Source organism: Rhodococcus sp. Leaf233 (assembly GCF_001426165.1).
GTDB lineage: Bacteria > Actinomycetota > Actinomycetes > Mycobacteriales > Mycobacteriaceae > Rhodococcoides > Rhodococcoides fascians.
This window is the reverse complement of sequence record NZ_LMRO01000010.1, coordinates 38,191-55,517: the sequence shown is the minus strand read 5'-3', so window position 1 is coordinate 55,517 and position 17,327 is coordinate 38,191. Positions and strand designations below refer to the sequence as shown.

Here is a 17,327-nt window from a genome sequence, read left to right as displayed (position 1 = left end):
TGTCAGATGGTTCGTCGCGCAGTGGGGAAATTTGGTTTCGGTGCGATCACCGCGGTCGCCGCGAGGCATTCCTGGTGGGTCGTCGGCATCTGGCTGATCGCGGTCGCCGCTCTCAATGTCGTTGCGCCACAGCTCGAACAGACGGCGACCGAGAAGTCTGCAGCGATCGTTCCCTCCGATATGCCCTCGACCCAGGCCCTGGTTCGAATGGCGGACGACTTCGACACACCGGCATCGACGGCCGTCGGTGCTGTCGTCCTTGCCAGCGACAACGGGTTCGGTGAGCAAGAGCAGAAGTACTACTCCGAACTGATCGCCCGCCTGTTGGCGGACCGCGACCATGTGGCTTTCGTTCTCGATATGTACGGCGATCCCGCTACCCGAGACTTCGCGGTCAGCCCCGACGGCAAGGCCGTCACCGTGACGGTCGGTGAGCAGGGCGATATCGGTACCGCCGACGCGCATCGATCCACCGAGGCCATCCGTTCGACGATTACAGATGTCGCGGCACCCGAGGGGTTGGATGTGCACTTCTCCGGTCCGGCACCGACGGTGGTCGACGAATTCATTGCGGTCGATACTTCGATGGTCCTGATCACGGCGGTGTCGGTACTGCTGATCACGTTGATGCTGGTCATCGCGTTCCGGTCGGTAGTGGCTGCGCTGATTCCCCTTCTGACCATCGGTATCGCGTTGGCGGCATCACGGGCAGTGGTGTCTGCACTGGGATGGAATGCGGTTCTTCCGGTCTCGACTCTGACGGTCACATTGATGACAGCGCTCGTCCTCGCGTCCGGTACGGACTACGCCATCTTCCAAACGGCGGCGTATCACGACGCGCGTCGTCGCGGTGGGACTCCGCTGCGTTCGGTCGTCGCTGCGGGCTCGAACGTGGGAGCCGTTCTGACGGCATCGGCATTGACCGTCGCCGCCGCCGCAACGTCGATGGTCTTCGCCAAGAACGGAATGTTCACCACCTCCGGGCCGGCGATCGCCATCGGTTTGATGGTCACCCTCGCCGTGTCTGTGACCTTCACTCCCGCGTTGATCGCGATTTTCGGACGCCGCGGATGGATAGAGCCGCGAGTCTCTCACGAGCGGCAATGGCGCAAGCGCGGTACCCGAATCCTGCGCCGCGCAGGCGCGCTCACCGCAGTGTCGGTTCTCGCCCTCGTAGCGTTGGCCGCACCAGCGCTCGGCATGGTCCCCAACGGGGACGACAGCGCCATGATCATGGGCGACGCCGACTCCACGGCGGGATACGACGCGGTGTACCAACACTTTCCGGCCAACGAGATCGTTCCTGAATACTTGGTCGTTCGCGCCGACCACGACCTACGGAACACGACCGATCTCGCAGCATTGGACCGTGCCGCCGCCGCAGTGGCGGACCTGCCGAACGTTGCGTACGTGCGGTCGTTGACCCGGCCGAACGGCGAACCGCTCCCCGAGTCCGCAACCGGTTACCAAACCGGCCTGATCGGCAGCAGTCTCGGCGCAGCGCAGGGCCAGATCGCCAACGCACAACCCGACCTCGAGCGATTGGCATCCGGCATCACCGAACTGCGAGACGGAGCGCTCGATGCACAGAAACAGCTACCCCAGTTGGTCGATGGAACCAATCAAGTTGTTGCGCTCTCGAATTCGGTGATCGATCTGTTGCCTACCGTCACGGCCCTGACCACTGCCACCACTGCCGACGGCCGAACCCTCGATCAAGTACTCGGCCAAGTGCAGTCGCTGACCGGCACGCTCGGAACCCTGGTCTCGGCCATCCAGGCGAACCAGGGTGCGGTGAACGACTTCCAGAATGCGCTGGCCCCGTTCGCTTCTCCCGGCCCCTCGCCGCAGTGCGCCGTGAATCCAGGCTGTTCGGCCGGGCGCGCACTGTTCGACCAGCTCGACGCCGCAACCTCGGGCGCACTGACCGCAGCCCTGTCCGCATCCGACGCCGTCACCGCGCTGCCACCCGACACTATCGACACCATCGACAGCGTCCTGCCGACACTTCGCAACGGACTGGGCGAGATCGATTCGCTCGTCGCATCTCTCGGTGGTCGCACACCGCAATCGATCCGGTCCGACCTCGAGCGACTTCAGGACGGGATGTCGGCACTGGCAACGGGAATGGACCAGATAGCCGGTGGCCTCTCTCAGGCCAAGGACGGCACCGACACGACAGTGGCGCTGACCGGACAACTGTCCGACGGCCTCGGCGACGCCGCGAACTATCTGTCATCCATGAGCCGAGATACCTCCACCGGACCCGGATCGGGATTCTATCTACCTCCGAGCGCCCTGCAGGACCAGCGATTCGTCACCGGAGCGAAGTTGCTGATGTCGCCGGACGGTCACGTCGCACGTATGTTGGTGATGCAGGAGGGAAACCCCTACAGCGCCGACAACATTGCCACTGTCGGTGACATTTCCCAGGCCGCACGAAACTCGTTGCAGGGCAGCACTCTCGCGGACTCCGAGGTCGGCTCCACCGGCCTCACCTCGATCACCGCCGACATAATCGATCAAGCAGAACGCGATTTCCTGCTGATCGCAATCGTCGCCGCGGTCGCCGTCTTCGTCATCCTGGCAGGCCTGCTCAGGAGTCTTGTCGCACCAGCGCTACTCGTAACTACCGTGTTGCTGTCGTTCGCCACAGCTGCCGGCATCAGCGTCCTACTGTGGCAGCACCTCATCGGAATCGGCCTGCACTGGTCGGTTCTACCGGTCTCGTTCATGTGCCTGGTTGCCGTCGGAGCGGACTACAGCATGCTGTTCGCATCGAGAGTCCGCGAGGCCAGCGCCGGCGGCACCACCAGCGGAATCCTGCGAACTTTCGGAACCACCGGCAGCGTGATCACCACTGCGGGAGTGGTATTCGCAGTCACCATGTTCGCCCTGATGTCAGGTTCTGTGGTGCTACTGCTGCAGACCGGCTTCACCATCGGTGTCGGACTGTTGATCGACATAGCCGTGGTGCGCACCGTCATCGTCCCCGCAGCACTGCACCTGCTCGGCAACCGAATCTGGTGGCCCTCGGCACCAGCAGTGCAGAACCGGCACATCCGAACACATCCCAGTCACCAGTGATGCCATGCAACCGGCCCCATCTACCCGGCATCCGATACCAGCCCTCACCGTCTCGAATGCGAGGAGAAAAATATGCATTGCGCTCTCGATCAGCAACTCGTACTCGCGTGCAGGGGCACCCCTGATTCTGCAGGCGGACGCCGCCGTAGACACTCGAGTCCACATCGAAGTATCGAGTCCTCACCGATTCGCGCCGAGCACGAACCCATCACTGCCGTATCCCATTTCGACAATCGGATGGTCTCAGCTATCGAGTGGGCACCGTTCGGCGGCGGAACAGCCCGCGACATCGACGCTGTCCACGCGCTGACGGTGACCGCGTTCTACGAAGAAGTACTGTCGTTGGCCGACAGCGAGGAGTACCGCCGTAAGTTGCCCAGGATTGTGCTCGAGCGCGTAACCGAGACGGCACGTCTTCGCCTCCGCCTAGAGCGCAATATTGAACCAACACACGCGAACCCCGACCGTAGCCCTGATCCACCGAACCTGGGGATCTCGACGACCCGATGAAAGCAGCTGCACAGCCCCACACCCACCAAAACCTTTGGTAGAAGCCCGATTGGATAGATGAGACAGGAGCGAACGCAATGACCGGAACAGCCGTAGTGACAGGAGCAGGACGCGGAATCGGGAGGGCCATCACCGACCGATTGTGTGGCGAGGGATGGACGGTGTATGCGACGGTTCGTTCGGATGCACACATGCAGGAACTGTCCCAACTGGATCGGGTTGTTCCGATCCGAGTCGACATCACGGACGACGATGCAGGCGAGGTACTCACAGAAAATGTTCCTGCGCGAATCGACGCGCTGATCAACAATGCCGGATACGCGCTGACGGGACCACTCGAAACGGTATCGGCCGACCAGCTGATGAGTCAGTTGGCCACAAATGTGGTCGGTCACCACAGAGTGACCCGAGCCATGCTTCCCAACCTACGCGCAAACGAAAACGAGAATGCAGGCCGGATTGTCTTCATCTCATCACTGAGTGGATTGTTCGCGATACCGGGCAATGGTGCGTATACCGCATCGAAGTACGCGGTCGAGGGGCTCGCCGACACCCTGCGTATGGAACTACGACGGTGGAGCATCGGAGTGAGCTTGATCGAGCCCGGGACCACACGAACCGACATTTGGACCGGCATGTCGAACGACTTCGATGCCACCGTCGCACAGTGGTCCGACCGCGACAAGGACCTGTACCGGCCCGCCACCGACAAGATGCGTCGACTCATCCCCCTGCTGCAACGAAGTGCCGTTGCCCCCGAACGCGTCGCCGACGCAACACTGCGAGCACTGACCGACAAACGACCCCGACGCCGCTATCGATGCGACCTTGCCAGCCGTATACAGATCCACGCAATGGCCCTCACGCCCGCCACTGTCACCGATCGATTACTGGCCCGTGCACTCGCCTGAGTCGTCGCGCGCACATTCCTGGGCCTCAGCAGTACAGCCCCCGGAATGGGGGGACACCCGTCGATCCCTAGCCAGTTGCGATCGGACACTGTTCAGCAATCGCCGCTCGATTCGAGGATGCGCACGCTCCGTTCGAGGTTGTGAAGCACGTCGACCTCCCGAGCAGCGTTGTCGCCAACCCGCCCGGACCCGGCATAGAGGGTGATCGTGCTCGTCACGGTGCGCCCAGGAATGGAGACAACAGAGCCTGGTGCGATCGGCTGGTCATGATCGGACAGGCGGAAGGCGACGTGGACGCCGGGAGTCGATGTCGGTGGCCACATCGCGGCGTTGATCGCCGTGCAGATCAGGACATGAAAATCCCGCGAGCGGAACCGCGGCCGACCGGTCACCACATAGACCAGCGTTCTCGAAGTGAAATCGGGGTCGCCATACGGAGGGGGCAGAGGAAGGAAGGCGACCGCTTCCCAGGTCTTGTACGAATCGAGCGCACGGTTGTATGCGAAATCCTCTCGTAAGTGCGGCCGGGCGTCGAGAGCCAGCGAGTACAGAAACCGAGCAGCGAGCTCGGCATCACCGCGATCGACCGTGCCATCGGAAATCCCCCGGAGCTGGACCGCCACTCTTTCGGCCTGGAAGGCCGACATCGCAATCGGGGCGTCGTCGCCGTCACGGATGGCATTGAAATGGTCGGTCACAGTGTTCCGGGGGCTGAGATGATCGACGGGTCGCAACCCGGGCTGAATGATGTCGGCTCAGCGCTGTAGTCATCGGTACGGCCGGTGGTGCGCGCGTTCCGCTCGATTTTCTGGTGTTCGATCGACGCGATTCGCGCTCGTGCCACCCACTCTGCAATTCGAACCCGTGCGGCTCGGCGGCCCGCAGGCGGCCACGACACCCACAATTTCCTCACGACAACCATGATGCCCTCCCACACAACGCGATTGGACGTGAAAAACGAAGGACTATCTCACACCCGGACGGACTCGACGCGACCTTTGCGTCCGTTGCCAGCCGCTAGCCGATCCGGCAGAGGCATGCGAGTCCTGTTCAGTACAAACCTATTTGGAGACCACAGATTCTCGCGCTTCTACGTGCCTTCGGTCGACGAGTCGGCGCTCGGTCCGCTGTCTTTCCACGTTGTCCGAAGAAGGTCACCGCAGCTTGCCGCACTTACCCGGTTTGCGGACAGCTACTTTTCCGCTAACGTATGTGTGTCGGCGTCGAACACGCAGACGACGTCGGCCGCACCGGGCGCGGGGAGCCTTCCCCCGGGGTCTCGATACTCGCACCCGGTGCGCAAGTAGCCGAAATAAACTGACCGAAAACGATATACCCGGATCGTCGGAGTGACAGAGTTGTGTTCGGAAGAACCGACTCTTCGTCGTGTGACAACCGAAGCACAGACCACCCCAAGCCCTGAACAACGAGGCCACGGTCCGGGCTAACAGTCAGCGACACCTACATGGTGCCACGGGACGGATCACAGTCCTCGCGCAGCGCTCACCTGGTCGCCGCGTACCGCAGAAGTCGCCGATAAACGCCGGGGTCCAGGTCATACGCCGTGGTACGAGTCAAGATGCGGTGCAGCCGAGCTCGGAACTCGTCGACAGACAGGCCGAAGCACAGCAGAATCTCCGAGGCGTCCGCACCGCCGTAAGGCTCCCACCTTCTGGCGAAGTCCAGGACAACGGCATCCTCGGTTTGTCGTGGCATCATCGGGTAAACCTTTGCTCCAGAAGAATCAAATTGCTCCAGCTAACTCTAGGCTATCAGCCAGCCGACTGTCGACACTCGTTTGCATTCGCAAGCGCCCTGGCGCCCGTGATCGATACGCACTCGGCCGGCCAGTCGAATGATGTTCATACTGAACCATTGTCGAGAACGCATACGCTCTCGACGTACGGACGACGACCACACTCATCGACAGGCTGCTCCACACCTCACACTGGCCACCGTCAGCCAGGCAAGCAAACAGCAAGCAGTCGGCGTTCCATGTCACAGGCTTCCCAACGGCCCCTTCTCTCACCCACGCGATCAGCCTGAGACGTGTAAATAGCTGGTAGGTTGCCATGTGGACACCATGGTGCGACATTGACACATGAACGATGTGCATTCGCAGACAAACTACTTCGCACAGTGGCGCTCGACATCGACAGATGTTCATGCATGTTCGGTAACGGATCGATAGCTGCGTCGATATGCAGGGAGTGAAATCAGTGCGGACCACGCTACGACCCACCATCCACTTCCGGGAGGGTGGCCGCTGGATACTACTGTCCGTGCTCGCCCTGCTGGCTGTCGCAAACGGGGCCGGACTCACGTTGGCGAGGTCTGCTACCAACGACAGGCAGGCCACGGAGTACACCTCATGGTGGTTTTTCGCGGCCCTCGTTGTCGCTATCCTCGGGCTCGCATCGCTGGCTACGCCGAACGCCGGAAATGCCCGCCATTCGATCGCGCTGTCGTGTGCCGCCACGTTGCCGCCCTGCACCCTGGTCACCCAAGGACTCGCGATGCTCCAGATGTGGGGCCTGGTGTCGATTCTGTTCCTGGCCATATATATTCGAGTCTTCTACCCGGCTCGAACTGCCCGCTTACTCGTCTGTGCACTGGCGGCGACAGCCGTAATATCGGCAGTACTGTCCCCCACGCCATCACCTCTGGTATGGATCGGTTTCTATCTCGTGAGCGTATCCGTGGCGGCCGAAGTATTCGGTGCGATGGGGGCGACGCTGATAGATGGTGCCTTGCGTGACCCCTTGACCGGTGCACTCAATCGAGCAGGTGCGGCGCACGCGGCAAGCCACCTCCTGGCGCGCACCAGGAAACGCGGCGAGAACTTGGTCGTCATCGTGCTCGATGTCGACGATTTCAAAGCCGTCAACGATTGCCACGGGCATGCAGAAGGCGACCGCATCCTCGTCGAGTTGGCGCGGTCGTGGATGACGTCGCTTGCCCCGTCCGACGTGTTGGTTCGCTTGGGGGGTGACGAATTTGCAGTTCTCACAACCGGTTGCAGTCGATCCGAAGCAGAGGCTCTGGCATCCTCGCTGGTCGATGGCCATGTAGTCGAAGTGTCCTACGGAGTGGCCATTGCCGAGCCCGAAACGGACCCGTACGGAATTCTGATATCGATCGCCGACTCGGAGCTGTACTGCAACAAGCGTTTTCGCCGAAACCATTGCGACGGCACCAGCGGTGGCAACAGTTGCGACGCCGATCCGCCGATTGCCATCTGAGTGCCGAGAGCGAGAACGACACATCGATCGAGGTGGTGAAGATTCGCTCCGAGACATTCGTCAACTTCGCAATACGCTGGGCTCGACTCGGTGGGGCAGACGAGAAGACCATCGAGGAGACATTCGGAATCTCAATGGATGAGTACCGGCGGCGGCTGCGCCTGGCGCTCACACTGACCGACAGTTCGATCCTCTCTCCTGAAGAACGACGACGTCTTGTGCGTTCGGTCCGCACTGACGGCCCGCAGTCGAAACGAACCGGGCAGCACTAGCGGCGCTCCACCCGGCCACTGGTCGAAACGACAGCATTTACCTCGCGGGTGGAGAAGTCGGGGTCTCGAAAAGGTAACATCACGACCCGGAGCTATCGGGCGGTTATCCCGACGCTCATCACCACCACCGAGGAGGGCTTGGGCAGTGCCGACGCAAGGGTCTTTCGCGGAGCGATTGAACAAGTTGTTCGAATCGATTCATCCTTCGGGACGGAAGCCGTACACGAATGCCGATGTTGCCGAAGCCCTGGCAGCGGCTGGTCACCCGATCTCGAAGCCATACATTTCGCAGTTGAGATCCGGTCATCGAACCAACCCCTCCAACGAGACAGTTGCCGCGCTGGCCCGCTTCTTCAAGGTCAAGCCCGACTACTTCTTCGATCCTGTGTACGAGGCGTCGGTGGACCGCGACCTGGAGGTATTGTCGCAACTCCAAGGCTATGGCCTGCGACGACTGTCCACGCGAGCATTCGACCTATCCGAGGAATCGCAGAACCTGTTGACCGCAATGGCGGAGAAGCTGCGAACCAGCGAGGGGCTGCCCGCAGTTCCCCCGGATGGATCGGACTGACTCCTTCCGCTGTCGCGGATCGCGTCAGCGCCCGAATTCCGAAGCGATCGTCGTCACCCACCTGGCCAGCGACACATCTCTCGGCACAGCAATCCAATGTCCACCCATAACTGGGTCGGCAAGCGGATCCCGAACCGTGCGGGCCACGCGAACGGCTCGGGCACCGGATTCCACAGGCACAGGCGCTCCGTCGTCGAATTGCCCGGCACCGACCTGAAGGTACAACGCGTCCATGATTTCGGAGACGTGGTCCGATGCACGCAACACCGTCGGAGCGCCCGACCGTTTGTCGTCCACCACCTCGGGAAATCTGCGAGTGAGAGTGCGATGAAGGTTCCTGATGCGCCACAACAGGATCCGCGCACGAACCCAGCTCGTCACCAGAACCCACACTGCGGCAGCGGCCATCAGCAGCGCGCCGGCCGTGAGTACCGAGTGTCGGGGTGCAGACCCGAAGACAACCGATACCGCCACGAAAGCCGGTGCACACGTTCCGACACAGAACAGAGCTACCGCGCGGCCCAACGGCGTTCGATCGACCATTCCGAGACCTGTGACAATGAGTAGCGGAAACATGAGAAGAACGAAAACCCACGCAGCAGTAGGCCACACAGCGGAGGCAATTCCAGAAGCCACAGCGAAGAAGACCACTGCTGCGATCGATCGACGCTCTCGCGCCGCGCCGAGCATCGGTCGCGCAGTCAGAGTGATGACAGCGGAAGTTGCGGCAACTCCGATCCAACACATTCCGATGACGGTCGGCACGTCGACATACGGTGTCAGGAGTCGCGCGACATCGTCGACCAGCAATGTTTGCCCCACAGCGAGGAAGCCAACGGCGAGCACAATGGACACTCGCACGGTATTCGCGCTCCGCACCACCACGCGGCCGACGCGAGCACCGACTGCGAGCCACACCAACAGCGCCGCTAGCCAGTCCATGTCATCCCAGAGCCTGATCGAAACGCAACACCGACAATGGAGCGCCTCGGGTGTTCATCCGCCGCAGCCGCTGTAGCAATTGGCCGGCGAACGTTTCCGCCTCCCACTCTGCCAGGGCGTCCGACCCATCGAGAACTGTGGACATCAAGCTGCGCTCACTGAGCATGAACGCGATCAACTCGTCACTGACTACGTGCAACGATTTCTCTACCGGTGTGCCTTCGTGCCGAAACACGATGTGACCCAGCTCGTGCGCCAGCGTCCGTTCGTAGTTCGGTAGATCCGGGGCCAGAACGATGACGTCATGGTTGGGGAAAGCACGTCGTTGTCCGCACACGCCGGGCGGCAGCTCGGCCATCTCTACCTCGATCGACCTGCCCCGCTCTCTGGCGACTGCGGAGACTATGTCATCGAGATCGAATTCTGTTGTGTCCGAGGCAATGTCGAATACGACGTCAACTGCGGCAGACACGCGGCGGTGCGAACGGATCATGGGAACAACTCCGCGCGCGCGGCAGACCGTCGCGCCTCGGTAGCGCGCGCACCGCGAAAGGTGATGACACCCGCTCCGAACCCCGCCAGCGCCAGGCCCGCGACGCCACCGACAACCGGAAGAGGAGCCACGTCATGGAGACCGCTTGTTGCCGAGGACAATTCGGTATCGGGATCCTCCTCTTCGATCACGCCATCGACGTTCGCCGCCGGCGTCGGTGACGGATCGGTAGTACTCGTGGTTTCGGTCTGCGAATAGGAAGCCGTCGGTGCCTCGTCGCCAGGAGACTCGTCGGCGGGAGACTGGTCAGCGGAAGACTCGGGCGAGTTTGCAGCATCCGACGCCGGCGACTCGGCATCCCGCGGTTCGAGCGGGTGCACCGTTTTCCCGACAGTCGAGGGTTCCGAGTAGCGGGTGTCGGAATGCAGCTCGCCATCGGCGATCGGTGGGCCGGCATCGGCACTGCTTTTCGGCTCGGCTGTTGCAGTCTTCTGCGTGTCAGCGGAAGTCGCGGTCGGGGTGTTGCTCGTCGTGGTCGGGTCGCTGTTCGTCGCGGTCGGGGCGTTGCTCGTCGTAGTCGGCTCGACAGTGGTCGCGGTCGGATCGTTGCTCGTCGTAGTCGGCTCGACAGTGGTCGTGGTCGGACCGTTGCTCGTCGTGGGTGTCGATTCCCCACACTTTCCGGGCCGCCCGATGCATATTTCGATGGTGCTGGCCGCCGAGGTCTGGCCTGCCACAGCTATGGCGAAGACACCCGAGGAGAGGGCCGCACAACAGATCGCCAGGCCCACCTTGCGCCCCATCGAGGTCATGGCAGGCACCGATCCCACCCAGACGTGGACCACGTGCCGATCTTTTTCACGCAGCGCATTGCCCCTCCGCCTTCTTGATGGTGGTACCGACCGGGATAGGACATCCGGCAATACAAAATGTGTCGCTGCTCTTGTAAATCGCGTTACTCGTCGATGCTGTGATGTCCAACACCGGCACTTCCTATGTCGTTCTTGCGAGCCGAATCCGAATCAGCAGCCTTACGCTGCAACATGATTCGGTAACGTGCAGTACGTCCACTACACGCGGCGCACGCCTTCCACGCTTCGAATCAAGAAGCACGGCAAGCCTGCCGCCCGAGGCTCGATTGACGCACCCGTACTGCTCAATTTCATTTCCAATAGCAAGTGTTTCACACGCATCACCCCCTCTGGCGGCCGCGAGATGTGTGACAGACCACAGCTGCGCGAACTGAATCAACACACAGAAGCCCTTGGCTCAGCGACCGATAGTTAACTTCCAGCACCTAGTATTTATGAGACCTACGACACTGCTGTACCGAGCTTCCGGGCTGCATTCCTTGCGGAATCGAGCCGTAAGCGGCCGCTATGCATCCTTTTGCATCGAATACGGCGGGCACTTTAACGGATCGATGTGCCAGCCGTAATCCTGTAGAGGTTGCTCAAAATTAGCTCGTGTGTCTGAATACAGGGGCCACGCCGGTTTCTCCGAGCTGGTCTCAATCTTCGACTCAGGAGCTCCCATGAAACGTTCGATCAAGACCGTTATCGGTGCCACTGCTGTGGCCATCTCAGCGGCAACTATTGCGTCGCCGGTCGCTTCCGCAGCACCTGCGACAACGACAGGCCCCACCACGCAAGCTGCACCGACAGGAGACGGCGTCTGGGCACCGAGCCATGACGAAGCTCTGGCACTGATTCCGGTGTGCAGTGGACCGACCGCAACGTTCAGTTGGCTGAACGCGAATTTCGCAGACCATGGGAACGACGTGAAAGCTGCGATCAAGCGGAACACGGCTCTCGTCACGTCCATTCTCACGTTCTCCGCTTCCCCATACCAGGTTCTCGAGGGGTTGTTCGTCGACGTTCTCCAGGTACCCGTCTATGCGGTCAACGATGTTGTCTTTCACGATCCCGCGACGGTGAAGGACATTCTCACTTTCTGCGCCTCCACCCGGAAATGAGTCCGAAGCACTCGCGCCGAGCGGGCGATAGCGTGTTGGGCCGTCGGTCTTTTCTCACGGGTACCGCTGCCGTGACGGGTCTACTCTTCGCCGGGTTCTCTGCACCGGTGCGGGCAGAGACCGTGCTGCCGGCCTTCCCCGAAGGGCTGTCCCTGCGTAAGGCACAATTCCGCAACTGGGACGAGGCAATTGTCACGGAGGATCTGTGGACAGTAGCCATCGGCTCTGCCGACGATGCGGTAAGGGTTGCCGAGTGGGCTAGAATCAACTCGTATACGTTGCGCCCCCATGGATTTCGACACAATTGGTCACCGCTCGTCGTCGATTCCGGCACGCCCTCGTCGGCGCGAGTGCTTCTTCTCGACATGACCACCTTGAACTCGATGGCGATGGTCGACGACACCGCCGTCGAAGTCGGGGCCGGTGCCTCTATGCAAGACCTACTCGACTACCTCCACACTCACGGTCGCGCAGTGCTTTCCGCGCCGGCTCCGGGAGACGTCACCGTCGGAGGAGTACTCGCAGTGGGTGGGCACGGCAGTGCCGTCGCTTCGACCGCCGAACAGGGCAACCGGTCGTTGCCGTTCGGTTCGGTGAGCGACCTCGTCGAAACCATCTCGGCCGTTGTGTTCGACAGCCGCACCGGTACCTATATCGAGAGGACGTTCACCCGTTCCGAACCCGAATGTTCCTCTTTACTCGTGCATTTGGGGCGTACTTTGGTCACGCGCATTCGTCTGTCGACGGTGCCGACGCACAACCTGCGGTGTCGGACCTTCACAGACATCCCGATCGAGGAACTGTTCGCAGCACCCAATGCAGCAGGCCCGCGGTCCCTGACCGCAATGCTCGACGACGCGGGTCGAGTCGGAGTCATCTGGTACACCTTCACCGATCGACCGTGGATTCAACAATGGTCCGTCTCGCCCACTCGCCCGGCCGAATCACGCCCGACCACGGGCCCATTCAACTTTCCGTTCGCGGACAACCTTCCCGATCCGATACCGCAGATGCTCGGCCGGATCATCGAGGGGCATACCGAACTCGCGCCGGCATTCGGGGACGCCGTCATCGCTGCCACCGATGCAGGTCTCACCCTGACGGGTGCTCGCGACATGTGGGGTCCGGCCAAAGATTTCATTCACTTCGTCAGACCCACAACGCTACGCGTCACAGCGGCCAGCCATGCGGTGATCACCCGTCGAGACAATGTTCAGCATGTGGTTCACGAGTTCACCGAAGTAATCAGCACGATGCTCGACGAGTACGCCACACGCGGCGAGTACCCCATCAACAGCTGTGTGGAAATCAGGGTGACCGGGGTGGATTCTCGATACCCGGTCGACAGAGCTCCCGCCCTCTCCCCCGCTACGCCGGTACCCGGACGCGCCGACTTCGATACAGCGGTGTGGCTCGACACGCTGACTTTGCCGGGCACCCCTGGGCACGCGGACTTCTACGCGGACCTCGAGCAGCGCTTCTTTCGGCCCTTCCCAGCCGAACTCGGAATCGTTCGACCCGAGTGGGCGAAGCGCTGGGGTCACGGAGACGGTGGTGCATGGACCGACCCCCACGCGCTCAGCCACGAAATTCCCGACGTGTATCCGCAGTGGTCGATCGCGGCAAATACGTTGGCTGCTCTCGACCCACACAATCTGTTCACCACGTCGCTCACCCGACGGTTGGGACTCTGAACCAGACGTCCGGACCCGGGCACCAACACGTCCCATCGAATCACGATGGGCGACTTCACAAGGAGAAGAACATGTTCGATCCCATCATCACCACCCTGACTCTCGCCGGCGGCCTCGGAGCCCTCGTGATCGGTGTCATCCCCTACGCGATCAAGGGTCTCTTGTTCTGACCGTATGCAATCCGAGAGATCGGGCTGCACGATGATCGTTTCCCTTCCCCGGGCCTGATCATCGTGCAGTCCCTTCTTCTCGAACTCGAAGCAGTGTCACTACGAGGCGCGACCGACAACATCAGGCATGGGAAGGCAACCGATGACACCGACAGGCCCACAGAACCCGTGCTTGGCCGAGCTCATGGATGCTCGCGGAATGCGAGACAGTATCGATTTGCTTCCACATCTGGCCGACCGCGGTGTGCTCTTGACCGAGTCACGGGTTCGCAGACTCGTTGCGCGGCGTCCGATGCTGGTGTCCCTGACAACGTTGATTGCATTGTGCGACATCTTCGGCTGCGCGCCGGCCGACTTCGCTCCTTCCGACGTGCACCGTGCCGAATACCGTAATGGTCTGTCGCAGAACGGAACTATCGTCGATATCAACACTGTGTTGGACACTCGGCGCGCCCCGTGAGCGATTGCTGATCGATGCGACCGACAGCACCTGCCGATACGCAGACTGCGCAATACGACACGAGAAGTGGAAACAATTTTCGTGCGGCGGCCAATTCTTCGCTCTCAGAGATGATGCGAGGCGGGCTCTACAGTTCCGGACCGTCGTGCGGGAGGTAGGACCGGGTTGAAGAGGTCTACCGCACGAGACCAGAGCTGTCGCTGACGAGCTGTGCATCCCTCGCGCTTACCACGGGACGGTGTGACCGATCGAGCGATCCGGGGTCCTCATAATCAGAGGGTGGAGCCCACGAACTCAGCGCATGATATCCATTGCTGCGCAATTCTGTTCGACCGTATCGGGCAGTGTTCGGGCCGACTGTATGAACGTCGCGTCATGTCGTGTGGGATGCGCGACCACCGAATCGGGTGGACAATCACATCCGACATCGCTAGCTTCGATGACATGTCCAGCCCCGAGGCGTCCAGACTCTAGCCACCGGCAGTAGTCCGGTGGCCACACTCCACGCGCTCGTCGCCGTTCTGGCTACGGCTGTATTTGCAGTGCGCGATTCGTGGCACCCTCTGCCCTCCAAAGCTTAAGTCTGGCCTTGGCGGCTCACATCACTCAATGTGGCGCTGTCAGGTCACCTGCTCCAGATCGTTCGCTCGTGTCGGATCCGACGATGAACGCTCTCGGAGCCTCCTTGACCTCTCTCAGATACACGGAGACACAGTGCCATTCGCCATCTACGTCCTGGGTATTGCTGTATTCGCCCAAGGAACATCCGAATTCATGCTGTCCGGACTCATACCGGACATGGCTCAGGATCTACAGGTTTCAGTCCCTACCGCAGGACTCCTCACTTCGGCATTCGCAATCGGCATGATCATCGGTGCCCCGTTGATGGCAATTGTCAGTATGCGGTGGCAACGTCGACGAGCGCTCTTGACCTTCCTCATCACTTTTATGGTTGTGCATGTCATCGGCGCACTCACCGACAGTTTCGGCGTCTTGCTGGTCACCCGGATCGTAGGAGCAGTGGCCAACGCCGGTTTCCTGGCTGTAGCGCTGGGCGCAGCCATGTCGATGGTTCCTGCCGACATGAAGGGACGAGCGACCTCAGTTCTACTGGGCGGAGTGACCATCGCCTGCGTGGTTGGAGTCCCGGGCGGAGCGCTTTTGGGCGAACTGTGGGGATGGCGCGCCTCGTTCTGGGCGGTAGTGCTGATTTCCGCACCTGCAGTGGCAGCGATCATGGCATCGACCCCTGCTGATTCCCCTACAGATTCTGTTCCGAACGCGATCCGCGAACTGTCCTCGCTGCGTCAACGCAAACTTCAACTGATCTTGGTGCTGGGCGCTCTTATCAACGGTGCCACCTTCTGTTCCTTCACCTACCTGGCTCCGACACTCACCGACGTCGCCGGATTCGACTCTCGTTGGATCCCTTTGCTTCTCGGACTGTTCGGACTGGGGTCGTTCATCGGCGTCAGTGTCGGTGGCCGGCTCGCTGACACCCGTCCGTTTCAATTGCTGGTGGCGGGCTCGGCAGCCCTTCTGGTCGGGTGGATCGTGTTCGCTATCACTGCCTCTCACCCGGTAATGACCCTAGCGATGCTGTTCGTGCAAGGAACGCTGTCGTTCGCTGTGGGGTCGACGTTGATCTCGCGAGTGCTCTACGTCGCCGACGGTGCTCCGACTTTGGGGGGATCCTTCGCTACGGCTGCCTTCAATGTCGGAGCCGCATTGGGGCCGGCCCTCGGCGGTGTGGCCATCGGTATCGGAATGGGCTATCGCGCACCACTGTGGACCAGCGCGGCTCTGGTGGCACTTGCGATCGTGATCGGTGCCGCGACGTGGACGGAGTGCGGTAACCACATTCGGCGAAAAGTCGGCATGCTTGCGCGACACACGAAAGTCGGCCATGCCCGCTGGGCCCTACGGTAATGGGTTGCCAGGATCACCTGCAGTAGCGGTGGCTCCAGCTTCTGCATCTCGAACCACCGCTCCTTCGCTCTTCTACGGGGTTCCGATCCGCCGAACGAGCCCCACCAGAGGGATTTGTGTTTCATATTCAATCGATCCGGGCGATCGCAATATCAGCTGCCCGCACCTCAGATCATCCGGAGTTGCAGCGGCAGAACCGTTCGAGGCGGCGCTCCGCCATCGGTCACCCGGGATACGGTTCGGGTCGCTCGAGGTCGAAGATTCCCAGTGCCAGTTGTCCGGTCTCGTCGATCGGAATTGTCGCTGATGGTGTGGGCGCTGCGATCAGCCCGGAGACGACTTCGGGAGGGAAGTCAGGGCGCCCGTCTGTGAGCCACGCGATCACACGCCCGCTCGCGGCGTGCAGCACCGCCGTAGATGTTCCAGCGTAGGTAGCGGTTGCCTGAAGTGCGGCGCGTGGAAGTAGCTCGTCTTCTACGGCGGCGGTCGGCTCAGGGAGGCGTACACAGACTCCGAGGATGGCCGGTCCATCGAAGGTCGCCACGACCCGCATCGTGTATCGCTCGACTGTCCCGTCGGTGCGGATCCAGTCTCCGGCGAAGCGGTCGCCGACAGTGGCAGCGTGGACGTCTGCGGCGGTGCGACGGATATCGGACAGGCGAGCGCATCCGGAGAGCCAGTCGGTCATCGTGCGGGTCGTCGGGTCGTCGACGAAGCTCGGCGAGATCGGGTCGGCCAGTTCCCATGCGAATGCCCACACCGGGGGCTCGGGTGGTGGCGTCTCGGTGGCGTCGCCGATCCACATCAATATCGCGTGTACTTGTCGAGACGGCCCGAGGACGGGCTGTGCCAGCGCCAACCGCGGCCCGCCGACGTCGAGGAGTACCTGCGATTGTTTCAGGTTGTTGAGGACGGTATCGAGTAGTTGCAGCACCGTTGTATAGACCGAGCCGCGGAACATGTTGGAGACCGGTCGCCATTGCTTGGAGCGCGCACCGACCATGACCACGGCGGGGGTCGATCCCGAGGTCTCGACCAGAAACCAGCCCTTGTCCACGACACCCTCAGTCT

Annotated in this window: 14 protein-coding genes; 8 read left to right on the top strand and 6 right to left on the bottom strand. The window is 61.5% G+C overall.

The genetic code is table 11. The annotated features are described in order from the left end of the window. Positions 1-6 precede the first annotated feature (6 nt). Together ASH04_RS15840 and ASH04_RS15830 are read left to right on the top strand one after the other, a co-directional pair. The gene (locus ASH04_RS15840; protein WP_057474019.1) at positions 7-3,087 is read left to right on the top strand and encodes an MMPL family transporter; all 3,081 of its coding nucleotides are present in this window, start codon (positions 7-9) and stop codon (positions 3,085-3,087) included. A 587-nt stretch (positions 3,088-3,674) separates the two neighbouring features. Then, positions 3,675-4,508 carry an SDR family NAD(P)-dependent oxidoreductase gene (locus tag ASH04_RS15830; protein WP_057474018.1) on the top strand — a complete coding sequence of 278 codons (834 nt, stop codon included), beginning with the start codon at positions 3,675-3,677 and terminating at the stop codon, positions 4,506-4,508. 92 nt (positions 4,509-4,600) lie between these two features. Here the strand turns inward: ASH04_RS15830 and ASH04_RS15825 are convergent, their stop codons facing one another. Further along, positions 4,601-5,206, bottom strand: a complete 606-nt coding sequence (locus ASH04_RS15825; protein WP_057474017.1) for a hypothetical protein — start codon at positions 5,204-5,206, stop codon at positions 4,601-4,603. A gap of 805 nt (positions 5,207-6,011) precedes the next feature. Continuing rightward, positions 6,012-6,227 carry a DUF3263 domain-containing protein gene (locus ASH04_RS15815; protein ID WP_032366508.1) on the bottom strand — a complete coding sequence of 72 codons (216 nt, stop codon included), beginning with the start codon at positions 6,225-6,227 and terminating at the stop codon, positions 6,012-6,014. Between the two features lie 500 nt (positions 6,228-6,727). Here ASH04_RS15815 and ASH04_RS15810 point away from each other — a divergent pair, with 500 nt between their 5' ends. Further along, the gene (locus tag ASH04_RS15810; protein ID WP_162247544.1) at positions 6,728-7,750 is read left to right on the top strand and encodes a GGDEF domain-containing protein; all 1,023 of its coding nucleotides are present in this window, start codon (positions 6,728-6,730) and stop codon (positions 7,748-7,750) included. Between the two features lie 417 nt (positions 7,751-8,167). Beyond that, the gene (locus tag ASH04_RS15800) at positions 8,168-8,593 is read left to right on the top strand and encodes a helix-turn-helix domain-containing protein (RefSeq protein WP_032366510.1); all 426 of its coding nucleotides are present in this window, start codon (positions 8,168-8,170) and stop codon (positions 8,591-8,593) included. Positions 8,594-8,617: 24 nt separating this feature from the next. On the opposite strand, the gene ASH04_RS15795 is transcribed toward ASH04_RS15800, so the two are convergent. Genes ASH04_RS15795 through ASH04_RS15785 form a run of 3 tightly spaced genes read right to left on the bottom strand, consistent with a single transcriptional unit; the run spans position 8,618 to position 10,849 of the window. Further along, a complete protein-coding gene (locus ASH04_RS15795) occupies positions 8,618-9,535 on the bottom strand; it encodes a hypothetical protein (protein ID WP_057474015.1) in 918 nt (305 codons plus the stop codon). A 1-nt stretch (position 9,536) separates the two neighbouring features. Continuing rightward, positions 9,537-10,028, bottom strand: coding sequence for an ImmA/IrrE family metallo-endopeptidase (locus ASH04_RS15790; RefSeq protein ID WP_032366511.1), 492 nt, complete (start codon positions 10,026-10,028; stop codon positions 9,537-9,539). Then, positions 10,025-10,849: a hypothetical protein gene (locus tag ASH04_RS15785; protein WP_156394568.1), complete on the bottom strand. Its 825-nt coding sequence runs from the start codon at positions 10,847-10,849 to the stop codon at positions 10,025-10,027. Before ASH04_RS15785 ends, ASH04_RS15790 begins: the two co-directional genes overlap by 4 nt. Before the next feature lie 713 nt (positions 10,850-11,562). On the opposite strand from ASH04_RS15785, the gene ASH04_RS15780 reads away from it, so the two are divergent. The 4 genes from ASH04_RS15780 to ASH04_RS15765 all read left to right on the top strand — a co-directional run bounded on the left by ASH04_RS15780 (position 11,563) and on the right by ASH04_RS15765 (position 16,256). Beyond that, a complete protein-coding gene (locus ASH04_RS15780; protein ID WP_057474013.1) occupies positions 11,563-12,003 on the top strand; it encodes a hypothetical protein in 441 nt (146 codons plus the stop codon). A 71-nt stretch (positions 12,004-12,074) separates the two neighbouring features. Then, positions 12,075-13,697 (top strand): cholesterol oxidase substrate-binding domain-containing protein, encoded by a 1,623-nt coding sequence (locus ASH04_RS15775; protein WP_162247543.1) that lies wholly within the window; start codon positions 12,075-12,077, stop codon positions 13,695-13,697. Between the two features lie 312 nt (positions 13,698-14,009). Continuing rightward, positions 14,010-14,327 (top strand): helix-turn-helix domain-containing protein, encoded by a 318-nt coding sequence (locus ASH04_RS15770; protein WP_057474011.1) that lies wholly within the window; start codon positions 14,010-14,012, stop codon positions 14,325-14,327. A gap of 714 nt (positions 14,328-15,041) precedes the next feature. Then, positions 15,042-16,256, top strand: coding sequence for a Cmx/CmrA family chloramphenicol efflux MFS transporter (locus tag ASH04_RS15765; protein ID WP_082519294.1), 1,215 nt, complete (start codon positions 15,042-15,044; stop codon positions 16,254-16,256). 223 nt (positions 16,257-16,479) lie between these two features. Here the strand turns inward: ASH04_RS15765 and ASH04_RS15760 are convergent, their stop codons facing one another. After that, positions 16,480-17,313 carry a GAF domain-containing protein gene (locus ASH04_RS15760; RefSeq protein ID WP_032366516.1) on the bottom strand — a complete coding sequence of 278 codons (834 nt, stop codon included), beginning with the start codon at positions 17,311-17,313 and terminating at the stop codon, positions 16,480-16,482. Positions 17,314-17,327: the final 14 nt, after the last annotated feature.